At 51.7% G+C, this 17,773-nt stretch carries 18 protein-coding genes; 3 read left to right on the forward strand and 15 right to left on the reverse strand.

What is annotated here, in order from left to right; translation table 11 throughout:
* Positions 1-40: 40 nt before the first annotated feature.
* The 9 genes from J7E21_RS10800 to J7E21_RS10840 all read right to left on the reverse strand — a co-directional run bounded on the left by J7E21_RS10800 (position 41) and on the right by J7E21_RS10840 (position 7,928).
* Positions 41-931 carry a fumarylacetoacetate hydrolase family protein gene (locus J7E21_RS10800; RefSeq protein ID WP_215107486.1) on the reverse strand — a complete coding sequence of 297 codons (891 nt, stop codon included), beginning with the start codon at positions 929-931 and terminating at the stop codon, positions 41-43.
* A gap of 102 nt (positions 932-1,033) precedes the next feature.
* Positions 1,034-1,219: a hypothetical protein gene (locus J7E21_RS10805; protein ID WP_215107488.1), complete on the reverse strand. Its 186-nt coding sequence runs from the start codon at positions 1,217-1,219 to the stop codon at positions 1,034-1,036.
* A gap of 84 nt (positions 1,220-1,303) precedes the next feature.
* A complete protein-coding gene (locus J7E21_RS10810; protein ID WP_215107490.1) occupies positions 1,304-1,981 on the reverse strand; it encodes a FusB/FusC family EF-G-binding protein in 678 nt (225 codons plus the stop codon).
* 130 nt (positions 1,982-2,111) lie between these two features.
* The gene (locus tag J7E21_RS10815; protein ID WP_251047958.1) at positions 2,112-3,635 is read right to left on the reverse strand and encodes a tripartite tricarboxylate transporter permease; all 1,524 of its coding nucleotides are present in this window, start codon (positions 3,633-3,635) and stop codon (positions 2,112-2,114) included.
* 26 nt (positions 3,636-3,661) lie between these two features.
* Positions 3,662-4,144: a tripartite tricarboxylate transporter TctB family protein gene (locus J7E21_RS10820; RefSeq protein WP_215107492.1), complete on the reverse strand. Its 483-nt coding sequence runs from the start codon at positions 4,142-4,144 to the stop codon at positions 3,662-3,664.
* A gap of 97 nt (positions 4,145-4,241) precedes the next feature.
* Complete coding sequence (locus tag J7E21_RS10825) at positions 4,242-5,213, reverse strand: Bug family tripartite tricarboxylate transporter substrate binding protein (RefSeq protein WP_215107494.1); 972 nt, start codon at positions 5,211-5,213, stop codon at positions 4,242-4,244.
* A gap of 17 nt (positions 5,214-5,230) precedes the next feature.
* Positions 5,231-5,764, reverse strand: a complete 534-nt coding sequence (locus J7E21_RS10830; RefSeq protein ID WP_215107496.1) for a chromate transporter — start codon at positions 5,762-5,764, stop codon at positions 5,231-5,233.
* Positions 5,761-6,291, reverse strand: coding sequence for a chromate transporter (locus tag J7E21_RS10835; RefSeq protein WP_215107735.1), 531 nt, complete (start codon positions 6,289-6,291; stop codon positions 5,761-5,763). Before J7E21_RS10835 ends, J7E21_RS10830 begins: the two co-directional genes overlap by 4 nt.
* 32 nt (positions 6,292-6,323) lie before the next feature.
* Positions 6,324-7,928 carry a gamma-glutamyltransferase family protein gene (locus J7E21_RS10840; protein ID WP_215107498.1) on the reverse strand — a complete coding sequence of 535 codons (1,605 nt, stop codon included), beginning with the start codon at positions 7,926-7,928 and terminating at the stop codon, positions 6,324-6,326.
* A gap of 161 nt (positions 7,929-8,089) precedes the next feature.
* Here J7E21_RS10840 and J7E21_RS10845 point away from each other — a divergent pair, with 161 nt between their 5' ends.
* Complete coding sequence (locus tag J7E21_RS10845) at positions 8,090-9,019, forward strand: LysR family transcriptional regulator (protein WP_215107500.1); 930 nt, start codon at positions 8,090-8,092, stop codon at positions 9,017-9,019.
* A 590-nt stretch (positions 9,020-9,609) separates the two neighbouring features.
* A complete protein-coding gene (locus J7E21_RS10850; RefSeq protein WP_215107503.1) occupies positions 9,610-10,893 on the forward strand; it encodes an L-lactate MFS transporter in 1,284 nt (427 codons plus the stop codon).
* A gap of 60 nt (positions 10,894-10,953) precedes the next feature.
* On the opposite strand, the gene J7E21_RS10855 is transcribed toward J7E21_RS10850, so the two are convergent.
* The 6 genes from J7E21_RS10855 to J7E21_RS10880 all read right to left on the reverse strand — a co-directional run bounded on the left by J7E21_RS10855 (position 10,954) and on the right by J7E21_RS10880 (position 16,399).
* Positions 10,954-11,532: an ATP-binding cassette domain-containing protein gene (locus J7E21_RS10855; protein WP_215107505.1), complete on the reverse strand. Its 579-nt coding sequence runs from the start codon at positions 11,530-11,532 to the stop codon at positions 10,954-10,956.
* Positions 11,529-12,341 carry an ABC transporter permease gene (locus J7E21_RS10860; RefSeq protein WP_251047959.1) on the reverse strand — a complete coding sequence of 271 codons (813 nt, stop codon included), beginning with the start codon at positions 12,339-12,341 and terminating at the stop codon, positions 11,529-11,531. Before J7E21_RS10860 ends, J7E21_RS10855 begins: the two co-directional genes overlap by 4 nt.
* On the reverse strand, positions 12,338-12,787 hold the full coding sequence (locus J7E21_RS10865; RefSeq protein WP_215107507.1) for a nitrous oxide reductase accessory protein NosL: 450 nt from the start codon (positions 12,785-12,787) through the stop codon (positions 12,338-12,340). Before J7E21_RS10865 ends, J7E21_RS10860 begins: the two co-directional genes overlap by 4 nt.
* Entirely contained in the window at positions 12,784-14,058 is a 1,275-nt protein-coding gene (locus tag J7E21_RS10870; RefSeq protein WP_215107509.1) for a right-handed parallel beta-helix repeat-containing protein, read from the reverse strand. Before J7E21_RS10870 ends, J7E21_RS10865 begins: the two co-directional genes overlap by 4 nt.
* Before the next feature lie 36 nt (positions 14,059-14,094).
* On the reverse strand, positions 14,095-14,760 hold the full coding sequence (locus tag J7E21_RS10875; protein WP_215107510.1) for a nitrous oxide reductase accessory protein NosL: 666 nt from the start codon (positions 14,758-14,760) through the stop codon (positions 14,095-14,097).
* A 145-nt stretch (positions 14,761-14,905) separates the two neighbouring features.
* Positions 14,906-16,399 (reverse strand): amidase family protein, encoded by a 1,494-nt coding sequence (locus tag J7E21_RS10880; RefSeq protein ID WP_215107512.1) that lies wholly within the window; start codon positions 16,397-16,399, stop codon positions 14,906-14,908.
* Positions 16,400-16,698: 299 nt separating this feature from the next.
* On the opposite strand from J7E21_RS10880, the gene J7E21_RS10885 reads away from it, so the two are divergent.
* Entirely contained in the window at positions 16,699-17,769 is a 1,071-nt protein-coding gene (locus tag J7E21_RS10885; protein WP_215107514.1) for a Fe(3+) ABC transporter substrate-binding protein, read from the forward strand.
* Positions 17,770-17,773 lie beyond the last annotated feature (4 nt).

Genomic DNA, 17,773 nt, shown 5'->3' on the forward strand with positions numbered 1-17,773 from the left:
AAAGACGGAAAAACACGAATTGTGTTTTTCCGTCTTTTATTTATTCGCGTCCCGGGATTTTTAAGTCTTCGACCGAATTATGCAAAGTTTGGAAGCCGTCGATCCGGCATTCCACCACGTCGCCGTCACGGATGACGGCCGCCCCCGGCGTACCGGTAGAGATGATGTCACCCGGCAACAGCGTCATGACAGCGGAATGGAACGCAATCAGATCGCGCGGCCGGAACGTCATGTTCGAGACGCTGTTTTTCCGGTGGACTTCGCCGTTTTTGACGGTCGCAACATTCAGTTCGAGCACCGCTTCCACTTCATCCGGCGTAACGAGTTCAGGCCCGAAGCTAAAAAACGTATCGAAGCTTTTTGCACGTGTCAAATAGCGCGGATTTTTCTCCAGAATGTCTTCTGCGGTCATATCGATTATGGTCGTGAAGCCCGCCACTACATCAAATGCATCTTCCGGTGATACGTTTTTGCATTCCTGTCCGATGATGATGCCGAGCTCCGCTTCCGCCGTCACGCGCCCGGATTGCTTCGGCAGCTGGATCACATCACCCGGCCCGATGATCGTTGTGTCGGGCTTCAGGAAACTGGCCGGCTCGGTGTCCGGGGGCACTTCTTTCAAGTCCGCCGCATGCTCGGCGTAATTCAGCCCAATGCCCCAGATTTTCCGCGGATACCGGTACAAAGGCGCGTAATCTGCTTCGGAAAACGGCATGAGCGACTCTTCCAGCGCCCCTTTCGGCATGCGTTTGAATTCTTCACACAGCCACCTTTTCAACAGTTCGAGCTCCCCCGTTTCGATCAATGTAAATAAATCAGTCGGCCAGTTTTCATCGGTGTACTCATTGAGCTTGCGCAGCGGCAAAAAGCCATCCGCCATGACAAGAGCCGCTTCTTCTGTACCGTTCCAGCGAATTGTTGCGAGGCGCATACTATCTCCCCTTCCTTTCCCGTCTATTTCGATTTCCCTCAACTAAAACCCTGCCGAGCGTGCAAAAAAGCAGGCATTCCATTAAAGGAGCACCTGCTGGTTTCAACTATTTTCTTTTAATCCATTGATATATTGTTTCGCTTCGACGAGCGAATAGCCGAATGCGACGCGCGCCGCTTTGACCGCCCGGACTTCTTGTCCCTCGACGATCAAACGGCGCAGTTCATCGTTGATGGCAGGCTCTTCGAAACTTATTTCAGCTTCCAATTGCTCGATTCGTTTCATCATGTGCTTCTGCTCACCTCCACCGCTTTGATCTGTTGATTCAGCAGCAAATACCCAGCGACACCCGATCCATGATACCGTACATCATCAGCGTTCCAGCCGATCGAGAAAGCGCTCGAGCCGCTCAAGGGTAGTCAGGCGGCTATTGCACACCGATTCATCGGCGCAAATATACTGGCCGTGCTTGACGTAACTGTCCGCGCTAGCGCTCGTTTTCGCCGTAAACAACCCGACCGAGCCGTGTTTATGGCAAATCATGCAGATGCCTTGTTTGCGGCTCGCACCGAACTGGCCGCTCACTACCTGCAAACGGCCGTTTCTTTCCGCGACCAAAAAGCGGTTGGTGTTTTCCTGCCAGGCGAGATAAGACAACTCGTGAAAATCAAGTGCCTGCAAATTCGGTCCCTTAAGCCGTTTCGCTTTCGGGAACAGCCGTTTCAAATTGTCTGTGGTGACGGACGGAAACGGGATCAAGTGCGGACGCAGCCCTGCGAGAAACCCTTCCGCAGCGTCACTGTCTTTTATCGCCGTCAGCGGCCGCAATACTTTCTTCTGTTCTTCCGTCAATGCAGGGAACAGCGCGAACACTTTCTCGTGGCTCAAATCGCGCAACACACTCAGCACTTCCGCATCGTTCGCCGTCGCATGCGCCGTCACGAGATTCAACGCCTGTTCTTTGATGAAATTATATTGATGGTTGCGGATGAACGCGTCCGGTTGATCGGAAACATTCGTCCGGCCTGTGGATTCTTTGATGATGGTCATTGCGCTCCATCTCCTTTACAGGTTCTGGTTGTTGTTCCTTTCATCATACTGCATCTAAACGGCTGTTTCCATTATGGCCCATTCAAAAAGCCAGCCACCAGGATGTTCTCCCGGCGGCCGGCTTTCAAAGCTAGCTAATGTTTTTCTTTAAGCGGTAATTGGTTCGGTAATTTTGCCAAACGGTGAACAAGATCGACAATACTGCGAGCACAAGGAATGTCAACGAGATCGGACGCGTCAAGAACAGCGTCCACTCCGGATCAGCCATAACCGCACGGCGCAGATTGACTTCCGCAATCGGCCCAAGAATGACGCCGATGATGGCAGGTGCCAGCGAGAAATCGTATTTGGTGAACAAATAGCCGATGAATCCCATGACGATTAAAATATATAAATCAGTAAAACGGTTGTTTAACACGAATGTACCGACTACACACAAAACGAGAATGACCGGAACAAGCACCTGAACCGGCACTTGTGTCACTTTCATAAAGTAGCGCATGCCGAGAAACTGGGTGATAAGCATCCAAAACGAGGCGACGAGAAAAGCGAAGAAAATCCCGCCGACGACATTCGGTTCATTGACAATCAGCAACGGTCCTGGCGTGATGCCATGCACCATCAAAGCGGAAAGCAACACAGCCGTAACAGCGGAACCGGGGATGCCGAGTGCCACTGTCGGGATCAAATCTCCCCCTACGGTCGAGTTGTTGCCCGCTTCAGAGGCGATAACGCCTTCTTCACAACCGGTGCCGAACTTCTCCGGGTTTTTCGACCATTTTTTTGCCTGGTCGTAGGCTACAATGTTGGCGATACTGCCGCCCGCACCTGGAATCGCACCGATGATGGCACCGATTGCAGAAGAGCCGAACAGCGTTCCCGGCTTTTTCAAGACGATGAGCATCGTTTGGATTGGACGCAGTACAAACTGGACATCTTTCAATTTCTCTTCGGCGCGCTTGGCGTCATCTTTGTCCATTTCTTTGCGCTCGAGTGAAACAAGTAAACGGGAAATCGCAAACATCCCGATAAGGACGACGAGGAACGGAATGCCCGCTCGCAAAGTTTGCAGATCGAACGAGAAGCGCGAGATGCCTGAAATCGGATCGGCGCCAACCGTTGCAATCAAGATGCCGAACAAGCCGGCAATCAATCCTTTAACGATCGAATCGCCCGTGACGCTCGCGATGATCGTCAAGGAGACGACGATGAGGGAAAACATTTCCCATGGGCCCATCATCAACGCGAACCTGGAAATTTGCGGCGCAATCGAGACGAGCAGCACAAAGCTGATGATCGAGCTCAGGAACGAAGCCCAAATCCCAATCGACAGCGCCTTGCCCGGTTCTCCATTTTGCGCCATCGGGTACGCATCAAACGTAGTGGCGATAGACGACGGCGTACCCGGAATTCCGAGCAGTGCAGCCGTGATCAATCCACCGGACATGCCTCCGACAAAAACACCGATCATCGCTGCAACACCAGACACGGGGTCCATTCCAAATGTCAGCGGGAGCGTCAGGACAATTGCCATCGCGACCGTAAAGCCTGGGATCAAACCGGCCAGGATGCCGACGATAACCCCCACCAAAATGATCAGCAAAATCCGCCATTGAAACACTTCAGCAATTCCTAGGATAAACAAATCCATCATTTAGAAAGACCTCCTTTCGGTGTGGGTTAAAAGAAGATTCCAGATGGGAATCGGACGTTTAGGACATTTTCAAAAAAGAAATACGTTCCAAGCGTAACGGCGACAGAGACGATGCTGATGACGAGAATGTCTTTTTTCGCACGCGAGCCGACCAACAAGCCTGTAAAAATGATGAAGGCAATGGTCGATACGACGAAGCCTATAAATTGAATGATGAATATATACACAAGGAAAACGAGCAAGGTCAGGATGACCAGTCTGTATTCCCAGTAGAATTCACGAAACCTCTCGCCCGCGGATGGCTGCTCCCCAGTCGATTTTGACCGCATAAGCTCAAACACTTTTTTAATGACCAGCAAGAGCGACAACAGAATCAACAGCACGGCTACGAGCTGCGGAAAGGAGCCGGCATCGAGATGGACTTCACTGAGCGCTGGAAAATCTGTTGACTGAAAGTAAATGACCAACCCAAGCGCAATTAATGCGAGACCTATTACTATTTCCCCCATGTTGTTCCTCCCCTTCTTCCCGGATTGAAGAAAGAACGCAAAAGGGGTCCATTCAGACCCCTAAGCTTCCTGCTTTTGAAATCCCTGTATTACACTCTTACTCGAGGTCTTGAACAATTTCACTGATGATTGCATCTTGCTCATCAAGGTGGGCACGGTAAGCTTCCGGTCCCATGAAGTCGACTTCGGTCCCAACGTTTTGCACGGCCTCGATATAGGCCGGATCGTTAGAGGCTTCTTCAAATGATGCAGCCAATTCTTCGATAATCGCCGGGTCGGTGTCTGCTAGTGCCACGTATCCGCGGTTCAAACTCATCGTAACATCATAGCCGCTTTCCACGAATGTCGGAACATCCGGCAAGCGTTCGATGCGCTCCGATGTGCCGATTGCTAGAAACTTCATATGGCCCGCTTCCACAAATTCATTGGCGGAAGAATAATCGACAATCGCTGCGTCGATATGACCGCCCGCAAGTGCTTGAATCGCTTCCGTCAAGCCTTCATAACCGACCAGGTTGTATTCGATCTCAAGTGCACGGCCGAGCTGTTCAACCCAAACGCGAGGGATGCCGGCGACCGTTCCGCCGAAGCGTACTTCGTTTGTTTTTCCGTATTCCACGAACTCTTCCAAGTTATCGATGTCGAGGTCGTTCGACACCGCAAGAATTTGATCGGATGCGGACATTGCAGCAATCGGTGCAAAATCGTCGTAGTTGATCGATGTGATACCCGTATGATGCGCAACGAGCAGGCCTTCGTGAACTTGGCCGATGCTATAGCCGTCCGCTTCTCTTTCCATCAAATCCTCCAAGCCGACCGTTCCGCCGACGCCAGGTGCATTGATGACAACAAATGATTCGTCAAAATGAGTGCCTACATGTTCCGCGACGAGACGCCCTTCGATGTCACTGCCGCCGCCCGGAGCCCAAGGAATAATCATTTCCACTTCGCGTTCCGGGTAATTCTCGACGGCTGCGCCGCTGTCTTCTCCTGAACAAGCTGCAAGGCCGAATGCGACTGCTGAGACCCCTGTAGCGAGAGCCATTTTTTTCAAATTGTTTCGTTTCATATTGCATTCTCCTTTTTTTATGAGATTCCGGTAAGGGCGCCGTATAATAAGGCGAGTCCGATTACCAGTGCGGGGTGAAGCTTCCATTTTTCCAGCATCAGGTAGCTGACAATCATGAGGATCGCCGTTTGGACGCCGCCGAGTGCGGCTTCCGAAGTCAGGATAAAGTCGAGCGTCATGACGCCGATCAACACAGCAATGACGGGCTTGACGACTTTTGAAATATTTTTCACTTCGCGTGAATCTTTGTATTTGAAGAGAATAGCCATGAGCGCAATCATCAAGATCAATGACGGAGCAACAGCGCCGAACAAGCCGACGATGGCACCGAGTATGCCGCCTTCGGCATAGCCGATATAGCCAGCCATTTTTGTGGCGATCGGCCCCGGCAAAGCGTTGCCGATCGCCAACACTTCACTGAACTCCTGTGTATTCATCCAGCCATAACGGCCGACGACTTCCCTTTCGACGAGCGGGATTGATGCTGGCCCGCCGCCGTAGCCAAGAATGCCGGGAATGAAAAATGCCAGGAAAATCTGCCAGTAAATCATTTTTGGCTCACCGTCCTTTTAATGAATGGTACAAGAACCATGAGAATCAAACCGGCAATCAGGAATGCCGGATGGACGCCGAGCACTTCAAGCAGAACGATCGACAGGACGATTAATAGAATTGCCCGGCCACGCCCGAGTGCTGCTTCAGATTGCTGGATGAAGTTCCAGGTCAAGACGCCGAGCATAACGGCGACGACCGGAACGACCGCGTTCGACATATTCGCCACCCACGGCAGGTCTTTGTAATTCTGCAATAAACCGAGGAGCAGAATCATCATCGCCACGGTCGGAAGAATCGATGCCGCGAGTGCAATCAAACAGCCGCGCAATCCCGCCACACGGTAGCCGATATAGCCAGCGAGCTTGGTCGCAATCGGCCCGGGCATCGTATTCGCGAGTGCGATCGTATCGCCATAATCGTCATCCGTCATCCAGCCGAAACGGTCTACGACATCGCGCTGCATGATGGGAATAACTGCCGGGCCGCCGCCGAAGCCGAGCATCCCAGCGCGGAAGAACGCCATCGTGAGGTCAATCGATTTGACGGCTTGCTCGTTTACCAAACAGCTATCGCCCCATCCGTCCGGGATTCCGTGCCGCCTGACAGCACCCCTGTTTTCGGGTCGCGCCAAATGATTTGGCCGCGGCCGAACACGCCGCTATCGGCCATCACTTCGACGTCATGCCCTTTGCGCTGAAGCTGCTGCGCGAGATAGTTCGGGAATTCCGCTTCGACGGTGATTTTCTTGCCGCCCATCCACTGCCAGCGCGGCATATCGAGCGCCGCCTGCGGGTTGAGCAGATAGTCGATGGTGTTCGTGACCACTTGGAAATGGCCTTGAGGCTGCATATAGCCGCCCATCACGCCGAATGGCCCCACCGCTTCATTACCTTTTGTCAAAAAGCCTGGAATGATTGTGTGGAACGTGCGCTTACCCGGCTTTAACGCATTCGGGTGAGTTTCATCAAGCGAGAAATCAGCGCCGCGGTTTTGTAGGCCGATGCCTGTTCCCGGGATGACGATACCGGAGCCGAAGCCCATGTAATTGCTTTGGATGTAAGAGATCATATTGCCTTCTTCATCAGCTGCCGCCAAATAAACCGTGCCGCCTTTTGGCAGTTCGTACGCTTGCGGGTCGAGTGCCTCGTCGCCAATTTCCTTGGCGCGGCTCGCCGCATAATCGTCGGACAATAAATGTTCGGCCGTTACCGGCATGTCTTGTTGTTCGGTGATGTACGCCTGTCCGTCCGTAAAGGCCAGTTTCATCGCTTCGATCTGCTGGTGATACGTATGGGCATTCTGCCATAGCGGTTCATCCAGTTGCTTGAAGATGTTAAGCGCCATTTGCGCGACCATGCCTTGGCCGTTCGGCGGGATTTCCCATACTTCGTGCCCTTTATAGCTGGTCGAAATCGGCTTGACCCATTCCGGCTTGTACGCCGCAAGGTCCGCTTTTTTGAGGAAACCACCGTGCTCGGTCATGAAGCTATCGATTTTGTCTGCCAGTTCGCCTTCGTAAAAAGCTTTCGCATCGGTGTCGCCGATTTTGCGTAGCGTGTCGGCGTGGCCCGGAGATTTCCACATTTCGCCGATTTCGGGCGCACGGCCATCAGGAGCGAAGGTTTCGAACCAGGCTTCAAACTCTTTATCGGTGAAGGTTTTTTTGAAGGTGTCATATGCTTTTTTCCAAAACTTGCCGAGTATCGGCGTCAGTGGGTAACCTTCTTCCGCGTAGCGGATTGCCGGCTCTAATGTTTCCGCGAGCGACAGTTTGCCAAAGCGCTTCGATAGCTCCGCCCATGCGGCTGGGACGCCGGGTACTGTAATCGGCACCAATCCGTGTGTCGGCATTTTATCGTAGCCTTTCGCTTTCACTGCTTCGATCGTCAGTTCCTGCGGAGACTGGCCGGATGCATTCAAACCATGCAATTCGCCTTTGACCCAAACGAGTGCGAACGCATCTCCGCCGATTCCGTTTGATGTCGGTTCGACGACCGTCAATGTCGCGGCTGTCGCAATCGCCGCATCGATGGCGTTGCCGCCTTTTTTCAAAATTTCAAGTCCTGTCTGTGCTGCAAGCGGCTGTGATGTCGCCACCATGCCTTTTTTGCCGAATACGGTATGGCGCTTTCCTGGATGCGGATGATTCAAATAATCCATGTGTGTTCCTCCCAAAGTTTTTTCATTCGATTGTATAAAATTTCATGATATCGAATAAAAATGTTATTTTTGTATTATTCAAATTTTACTAAAATCTAATTGATAAGTAAAATTAAATATGTTTAATGGTATGATTAATAAAACTCATCGGAGGTGCATTAATGGACCACAAACTAGCGATTTTCGTCACGACAGCTGAGCAAAAAAGCTTTACCCGCGCGGCCGAACTGCTTCACATGACACCTTCTGCCATTTCCTTAAGCATCAAGGCGCTGGAGAAAAAGCTCGGGGTCCGCTTGTTCGACCGCAGCAATAAATACGTCCAGCTGACCGATGCCGGGCAAGTGACGTATGGACAGGCGAAAGAAATCCTCTTGAAATACGATCAATTAAAGCTTGCCTTGATGGAACTCGAACCGTCGACGGCGATGCCCTTATCGATCGGAGCCGCCTACACGTTCGGCGAATACTTTTTGCCGGCCATCATTTACGCGTTCAATAAACGCCACCCGAACGTCACACCGAACATCACCATCCATAATTCCAAAACAATCATCGAACAAACCCATAAGCAGGAACTCGATATCGGGTTTATCGTCGAAGGGGAAGCGAGCAGTACGGAAGTCGACATCGAATTGTTCACAGAAGAAGAGATGGTCATCATCGCACCGCCGAACCATCCGATTATCCGCAATACGCAAGTCGATCGCCACTTGCTCGAGGCGGAGACGTGGATCATCCGCGAGCCCGGTTCCGGAACGCGCGACGTCACCGACAAACTGTTCGCCCAGCTCGGCATCGCACCGAAAAAAGTGATGAGCTTCGGCAGCTCGCAGACCATCAAAGAATCGGTTGCGCTCGGACTCGGCATTTCCTATCTGTCGGAATCCACCGTCAAAAGCGAAACGAAAGCCGGTACGATCGGCGCCATCTGCCTGTCGGATTTCCCGAACAAAAGCCGCTTCCATTACATCACCCACCGCTCCAGCTTCCATACAAAGGCGGCCCAGCAGTTTCTCGACTTTCTCCAATCCTATGTAATGGATGAGAAAGTGTCGGTGCATACGAAAAAGCGGCTATCGGAATTCTAATGAAGTTTTCTTCTATATAAAGAGAAGTTTAGCGGCGCAAAGAGCATATGGCCCATCTACGCGACATCGTCCAGCTGAAACTTAGTTGATGCAAAAAACCGGAAACTCCCGTAATAATAAATTTTATGATTTTACTATTTCAAAATAATAATTATGACTAAAATAGCATTTATTAAGCCAAAAGAGATAAAACAATGTCTGAAACAGAATATCTTTGAATAGAATAAATCCTAGCAGATTTTCGCTTGAAAACCGCGTAAACACTGGATTCCTCTAGCTCATTTGTCACTTGGACAAGAAATCTCTCCTTCAGATGAGGGAATTTCTCTCTCAGTGAAAAATGAGTAAATATCCCCAATTTAATTCGGATTTTTCTGAAAACGCTTACTTCTTTTTGGTGTAATTCTCCAATTTTCATTGAAAAAGCTAGAATTCTCTCGTTCTGCGGGTAACGCACCCCTCCTACTTTTAACAGAAATATCACTTTTTTATCAAAGCGGTTTGTCTATTCTGAAAATTAGTTTGTCGAAATAGTGAAAAGCGTGTATTCTCGAGGGAACAGTTTTACTAAATGAAGGAGGAATTTCACAATGCATACTAACAAGAACAGATGGCTGATCGCGTTATCCGCCATCGCCATCCAATTGTCGATCGGTGCTGCTTATGCCTACAGTGTTTATACAAGACCTATCAGTGAAGCGATGGGCTGGTCACCGACAGAAATTACATATGCCTTCACTATCATGATGGCGCTCGGTGGTATTTCCGCAGCATTCTTCGGCGGCTTTGTCGAAAAGAACGGGCCACGTAAATCCGCCATGGTGGCAGCAGTGCTGTTCGGTCTCGGACAAGCAGGCGCCGGATTCGCGACACAAATCGATTCTCTCCCACTGTTTCTTCTTACATACGGCTTTATGAGCGGGATGGGGCTTGGTGTCGGCTATATCGCGCCAATCTCCACACTCGTCAAATGGTTCCCTGACCGCCGCGGTTTGGCGACGGGCATGGCCGTTATGGGCTTCGGCGCCGGTGCACTCATCACCGCCCCGGTCGCAGCCAACCTGATCGACTCGGTCGGTGTTACGACGACCTTCTATATTCTCGGAATCAGCTATTTCATCTTAATCTCCATTGGTGCTTCTTATATCGCGCCGCCGCCTAAAGGCTGGATGCCTCAAGGCATGGAAGCGGATATTGCTTCAGGCAAGAAAGTGATGAAAAAAGACTTGTCGCAGATGACAGCAAGAGAAGCGGTCAAAACACGCCGCTTCTGGATGCTATGGTCGATGATGCTCATCAATGTCAGCGCTGGGATCATGATCATTTCGGTCGCTTCCCCGATGGCGCAGGAAATGGTTGGCTTAACAGCTGCCGGTGCCGCGACGCTCGTCGGCATCATGGGTATTTTTAACGGTGGCGGACGCCTAGGCTGGGCAGCGATTTCCGATTACATCGGACGCCCGACTGTGTTCATGCTATTCTTTATCATTCAAATCGTTGCGTTCCTTATGCTTCCGGGCATTACGAACGTCATCATTTTCCAAATCTTCATCTTGCTCATCGTCAGCTGCTACGGCGGCGGCTTCTCGAACTTGCCGGCGTTCATCGGCGATATGTTCGGCACAAGACAGCTTGGCGCCATCCACGGCTACTTGCTGACGACCTGGTCTCTTGGCGGCATCATCGGGCCAGCGATCGTTTCACAAGTATATTCAGCTACTAACAGCTATGTTCCGGTATTTTATATCTTCGTCGTCCTCGTTTCCATTGCGCTCGTCTTATCTCTATTGATCCGCATGGACATCCGTCGCGTCGAACGCAATTACGAAAAAGAAGAAACAGTGCGCACATCGCAACAAACCGTTTCTTCTTAAGCTATACGAAAGCCCTGGAAAAGGATCTCTTTTCCAGGGCTTTTTTTGGTTTCTTCTATACTACAACTTTACTATCCGGTCCGCCGCTTCTTCTGCGAAGCGCTCGAGATGCGTCGTGAACAAAATGGTTTTGCCAAGTGCCCGCTCTTCTTCGAGAATATCCTGCAGCCGGGCAATCCATTCGACATCGAGCGCATTGGTCGGCTCATCGAGCAATAGGAGCGTTGCCGGACCGAGCAGGCATTGTGCGAGATTGAGGCGCTGGCGCATGCCTTTTGAGAAGCGGCTCACTTTTTGGACCCTCACATCATACAAGCCAACGCGCCGCAGCACCCGCTCCTCTTCTGAAGCCGGCAGCTTCTTCAGCGCAGCAAGCAGATGGATCACTTCCCCTGCCCGAAGTTCCGGCGGAAACTGAAGTTCATCGGGCATGACATTGACCGTCTCATCGCCGCACCAATCGATCATGCCGGAAGTCGGCTCTTCTTCTTTTGTCAGCAGTCGCAAAAGCGTGCTTTTCCCGGCACCGTTCGCACCGGTCAAGGCGGTGATTTCTCCAGCTTTCAGCTCCAACTTCAGATCGCGGATGCCTTGCCCGCCTTTATAGACTTTTGTCAATCTGTCGACTTTGAGCCTCATGTTTGCCGTTTCCTCCTTTTCAATACGAACGCCGCGGATGCAAGCGGCAATATAATCCATGCCGCTGTGACCAGCACCGCAAGCAGCATTCCTCCAGGTGAGGTATAAAATGAAGTCAGTCCGTAAAACGCCGGCCCAAGCGCATCACCGTTTCCAGTCGCGAGGAAAAAGCAGAAGCGCACCCATTCGACCGGATTCACATGGATATTCATGATGATGAATGTTTTTACGAGATGTCCCGCTAGATACGTGCCGAGCGCCATCAGTCCATATGGGATGAGCAAAAGCCACGCGGCCCAAAACACCAGCGACAGCGCGAGCGCATGCAGCCGATTTTTCGCTATGGCCCCGATCAGTAACGCCAGTGCCGCAAAAATGAAGATGAGCAGCATGGAGCTCATGAAATATACTCCCATGCCGGCAAGGGGGCCGGCAATTCCGCTGAGCAACAGCACTGCTCCGAGCGCCAACAGCACGATGAGCAAAAATGCAGTCGCAAGCGCCAAGTATTTGCCGGCAATATAGCGGCTCATCTTCATCGGGTAGGTTTTCAACAGCTGAAGCCAACCCGATTCGGCGTCCCCCGCGATGTTCATACTGCCGATTGTCAGCAAAAATAAGGGCAATAGGAACAATTGGACGTTGAACATGGCGGCTGCCTGCCGGCTGAATCCGGCGGATGGCGGAACGGCGAGCTGCTGTATCGTCATGACCGCCGCAAAAACGAAAACGAATAATAAGCCGACGAGTTGCAACCAGCGGCTCCTGAGCATTTGCCGCCATTCAAGCCGCGTAAAGCTGCCGTTCAATGGTGGTTCCCCCAGTCAAAGCCGTACAGATCTTCAAGCGTCAAAAGCTCCCCTTCGCGTCCTGAATCAAGCCATTCTTCTGCTGCCTGTTCGTCTTCAAACGCCAGCACGTGATAAGCCATCGGGGTCCACTCGTCCTTCGCGTAAACATACGCTGCCCGTTCGATATTGAGCCATTCATCCGTCACGGCGTCTTTGATGAAAGCCGCACCTAGCTCTGTCTGGTCCATTCCGTTAATGTGTTCAATGAGGCAGCCCAAATCGTCGAAAACGAAATGGTCGCCGTCCTGTTCGATCAATTGTCCCGCAAACTCTTCGTAAGTAATGCTCATATTGCAGACCGCGCAGACGTCCGTTTCGGCTTGGATGGCGCGCGGAGTAAGATCCGTTTCGCCGCAGCCGGCAAGTCCGATCACTGCGGCGATGATGAGTGCTATTTTTTTCATCCTGCGCTCTCCTTTCTCCAAATAAATGCTGCAAATGCCATGACGGCTGCACCAAGCACGAGCCGCCATAGCGAAACTGATGCCGATGTCTGTAAATCCGACGGCGCTTCCATGAGCGGGCTGTTATCGATCAACACGAGGCTCGTGAGGCGGTTCATCTCACGGTCCATTTCGTTCAATAACACGACAGCCGGCGCTTCGGTGAAGTATTGATAGACCGGCTCCCTCACCATCCACTGCCCATAGCTTTGCATCGCCGTATAAGGTGTGTCGCCGTAGCCATCTTCGTCGAGGTCGAGCAATGCGGCATCGTCGTAATAATTGCCGGCTATCTGTCCGCCTCGGGCATCCGAGCGCAACTGAATGATATTGCCGGTGAATTCATTGCCTTTAGTCTTGTTGGTTTCTGCCGAGTTGATGAATTCCATGCCGATCTGGTTGCCGAAAAAGCGGTTGCCGGCGACTGTTGAGCCGCCCGTTTTTTGCAAAGACAAGCCGAGCGCATTACTGGTGATGCTGTTATCCGTCACTTCGATAGTGTCCGCATCATACAAAACGAGCCCGGAAGCGTTCGGCATTATATGCTCTTCGATGATGTTCGAATGGATCCGGCTATCGTTGCTCATCATGAGCATGACACCGGTGACATTGCCCGAAAAGTGGTTGCCGGTGATTTGTACCTGCTCACTGTACATGAGGTGGACGCCGTAGCGGCTGTCCTGTATGCTGTTGCCGCTTGCACGGAGCCCTTTGGCGTGTTCGATATAAATGCCGTCCCGGACATTTCGGATTTCATTGTCTGATACCTCGATATCTTCACTTTTATATAATGCAATGCCGTTTCCTTTATCGGAATAATGGCCGTCCGGGCCTTCAATCGAAAGCTCGCGCAAGACCAGTTTTTTTGATCGGTGTACAGAAGCCGCTTGATCGGCGCCGATGATGCGGAGCCGTTCGACTGTGACATTGCTGCTGTCTTGAATCAACAAAGCGGTATCGCCCTGTTCGATCTGGACGTTTCGGATGGCCACATTTTCCGTGTTCTCTATGGAAATCGCCGGCTTCTCCCCTTCTACCCGGAACACAGCTCCATCAGCGCCGTTTATCGTCAACGGCTTTTTTATCGTGATTGCTTCATTGTAAACGCCAGCTTCAAGCTCTATTACTGCACCTTCGGGAAGTGCATCGATTTTTTGCTGCAAACTTTCTTCCGCCTGCACTGCGCCAAGCGGCCACGACAAAAACAGCATCAGCAGGAGGAGCCGTTTCATAAAACTTCACTCCGTCCAGCTGAATGCTTCTCCCGCTTATTCGCCGTCATCTTTCATGCCGTCCTCGTCACCATGCTCCATTTTGTCTGTGCCTTCTTCGGGGTCGCTGTGATCGTGGCTGTCGTGGCTATTGCCTTCCCCCATTTTTTCCATGCGCATTTCATGGCGTTCATGCGACATCACATCGACCGCAGCAAAATCGGATAGTTCCGCATCGCCTTGTTCAGCTATGAAAGCTTCGGCAGCTGCTTGGTCTTTAAAAAATGCAAAGCCGTAATTCATTGGGGTTTTCAGCCCGCTTTTGACGATTACTGCCTGTTCGAATGGAATCCACTCGAGCGTTTCATAATCGCGCACGAATTTCTCCATTTCTTCAGCGTCGACGCGCTCCTGGTTGAGCATGCAACCGATGTCATCGAAAAACGCATTCGATCCGTCCGCTTTAATGCCTTGCGCTGTAAACGCGCCGAGTTCATGGGTCGCATCGTAGACCGTCATCTGGCAGTATTCACAAATGGTGTCTTCATCCGGTTCTTCCAAGCGGTCAATCACAGCTGCCTGTTCCGCTGCTATTTCGTTTTCTTCTGCGGCTTGTTGCGTTTCGGGCGATTCGCTGACCACTTCCGCTTCCTCTGTGCTCCCACATGCGCCGAGCACAAGTACGCCTGTGATTACCAATACACTTAAATAAAATGACTTCATATTGTGTTGCCTCCTTTTTCGATACCTTCAGACTACGGGCCATTTGTGAAATAAGTTTGAAATCCTGGTGACTGATTGATGGCCAGGAAAGAGAAAAAGCTTCCCGCTGGTTGCAGAAAGCTTTGGTCAATCAATGCTATTTTGTTCATTCAAAAAACGGATTGCCGTTTTGGCCGACCCACAAATCGCTTTGTTCGAATTGTTTAGCTAGCTGGAGCAAACGGTGCTCTTCGCCTTTTTGCGCCATCACCTGCACGCCGAGCGGCAAGTTTCTTGCGGTGACATGGAGCGGCAAAGACATCGCGGGCTGGCCGGTCAGATTGGCGAGTTGTGTGAACGGCGTATAGCTGAGGCTCGGCAGGAACATTGCGTAAATCAATTCCTGCTGATCCGCCGGGTCGCTCGCCTTGCCGAACGCTTCAAGCAGCCGCCTGCGGGAGTCCGGGGAATGGCTCAGTTCGCCGATTTCCGGTGCAGCATGGGCCGTTGCCGGAGTGATGTAGAAGTCGAAGCGTTCGTGAAGCGCGGCCGTTTTCGCCGCTGCCGCATCCCACGCAGCGAGGCTCGCGGAATACTCGGCCGCAGATACCTGTGTTCCGGCGGACGCGAGCAGCCACGACTCGATCTCCATATCGTCTTCCGTCAGGCGGCGTCCGAGCGATTTCTCGAGATTCATCCGCAGCAGCGCCATTTCCCCGCTGTTCATCAAATAATATTCGCGCATCAATTGGATACCATCGATTCCAGGCGTCACTTCCTCGACCCGGTGCCCTTGCCCCTCGAGCCAGCGCACCGTTTTCAGAACCGCTTTTTTCGCCTCTTCCGATACGACTGTGCCGACTGGAGATTCGACAGAAAATGCGATTGTCAGCGGTGCAGCAAAATCTTGCTCCAGCTGTTCTGTATATTTCCCGGGGAATAGCGGCGCCTGAAACGCCGCTTCCGGCTGCACCACTTGCAGTACATCCAGAAGAGCTGCGCTGTCTTGCACCGTCCGGCTCAGCGCGAAGTCGATCGAAGCGCCTTGCCACTGCCGTCCCGCCCCCGGTCCGACGGGCGTTCTGCCGCGTGTCGGCTTCAAGCCGAACAAGCCGGTGAAAGATGCGGGTATGCGGATCGAACCGCCCCCGTCGCTCGCTCCGGCAACCGGAACAATGCCCGATGCGACAGCCGCCGCTGCCCCGCCGCTGGAGCCGCCTGGTGAATGTTGTACGTTCCACGGATTGCGCGTTGGGCCGAACAGTTCCGGTTCGGAAATATTCTTCAAGCCGAATTCAGGCGTGTTCGTGTGCCCCACTGAAATGAGCCCCGCCGCTTTCAAGCGTGACACGAAATGCGAGTCTTGCGCCGGGCGGAAATCTTCAAGCAACTTCGACCCAGCGCTCAAACGCTCGCCCGCCAGTGCCTGGGATATGTTTTTCAGTGCCATCGGGACGCCCGAAAATATGCCGTTCCTTCTATTAACTGCATCTTCCATCGCTCGCTCACGGCGCGTGGCGGTAAAGGCATGGAGTGCCGGGTCCACTGCCTCCAAACGCCGGAAGCTCAGTTCCAATAGTTCCTTCGGGCTCACTTGCTCGCTGTTGATGAGTTCCGCCATTGCGGTCGCATCGAGTGTCAAATAGGTTTTCATATCCATTTCAATTGCCCCATTTCGCTTGTCTATAGCTTCTATTGTCACATTCAAGTGTAGCATTCCCTACTATTTGACAGTAGATGCAGCGTGATGCGCTCGTTTTCCGCCATATTGAGCTGACTGTTTGCAATTGTGTCACAATTGGCAATGACAGTTGTCATATATTTTATAAATCCTTCCTAAAAGCGGTTGACTTTGTCCTGTCAGTAGCTATAATTGTGAATGAGAATCATTTTCACTTGAATGAGATTCATTTTCAATTGAGTTAGATTCATCACCCATATCAAAGGAGAGACACATCCATGAAGAAATTGCTTTTATCCCTATTAGTGCTCAGCGCCATTCTCGTGCTGGCAGCATGCGGCAGCTCGAACGGCTCGGAAGAAGAACCGGCAACATCCGGTGAAGAAACTGCCGAAAGCACCGAAGTTAACTTATATACAGCCCGTCACTATGATGTAGACGACCAGCTTTACAAACAGTTCGAAGAAGAAACAGGCATCAAAGTCAATTTGATTAAAGGCGAAGCGGACGAACTTCTTGAGCGTATCAAGCGCGAAGGCGACGGCACGCAAGCCGATCTATTCTTGACAGCCGATGCCGGGCGCCTTGACCGCGCGAAACAAGACGGCATTTTGCAGCCGGTTTCAAGCGACCTGCTTGATGAGCAAGTTCCTGCAAGCTTCCAGGATGAAGACCAAATGTGGTATGGCCTGACAAAACGCGCGCGTGTCATCATGTATGACAAAGAAAGCGTTGATCCATCAGAACTTTCTACTTACGAAGCTTTAACAGAAGATGAGTGGAAAGGCCGCGTATTGATCCGCAGCTCTGAAAACATCTACAACCAATCCCTGCTCGCATCATTCATCGAACTAAACGGTGAAGAAGCAGCGAAAGAATGGGCAGCTGGCATGGTCGAGAACTTCTCGCGCGACCCAGAAGGCGGCGACCGTGACCAAGCGAAAGCAGTCGCAGCTGGTGTCGGCGATGTCGCGATCATGAACACATATTACTACGGCCAAATGCTGAACTCAGAGGACCCTGCGGAAGTGGAAGTTGCTGAGGGCCTCGGCGTATTCTTCCCGAACCAGGAAACGACAGGCACGCACGTTAACGTCAGCGGCGCAGGTGTGGTAAAATCAGCTAAGAATAAAGAAAATGCCATCAAATTGCTGGAGTTCCTCTCCGCACCGGAAGCACAGGAAACATTTGCTGCCGTCAATTATGAATATCCAGTGAACGAAGCAGTGGAACCATCCGAATTGCTGCAATCTTGGGGTGACTTCAAAGAGCAGGACATCTCCATGTCCGCACTCGGCGATAACAACGCCAAAGCAATTCTATTGTTCAACGAAGTCGGCTGGAAATAAACCA

Source organism: Planococcus sp. ISL-109, from assembly GCF_018613655.1.
Lineage (GTDB): Bacteria > Bacillota > Bacilli > Bacillales_A > Planococcaceae > Planococcus.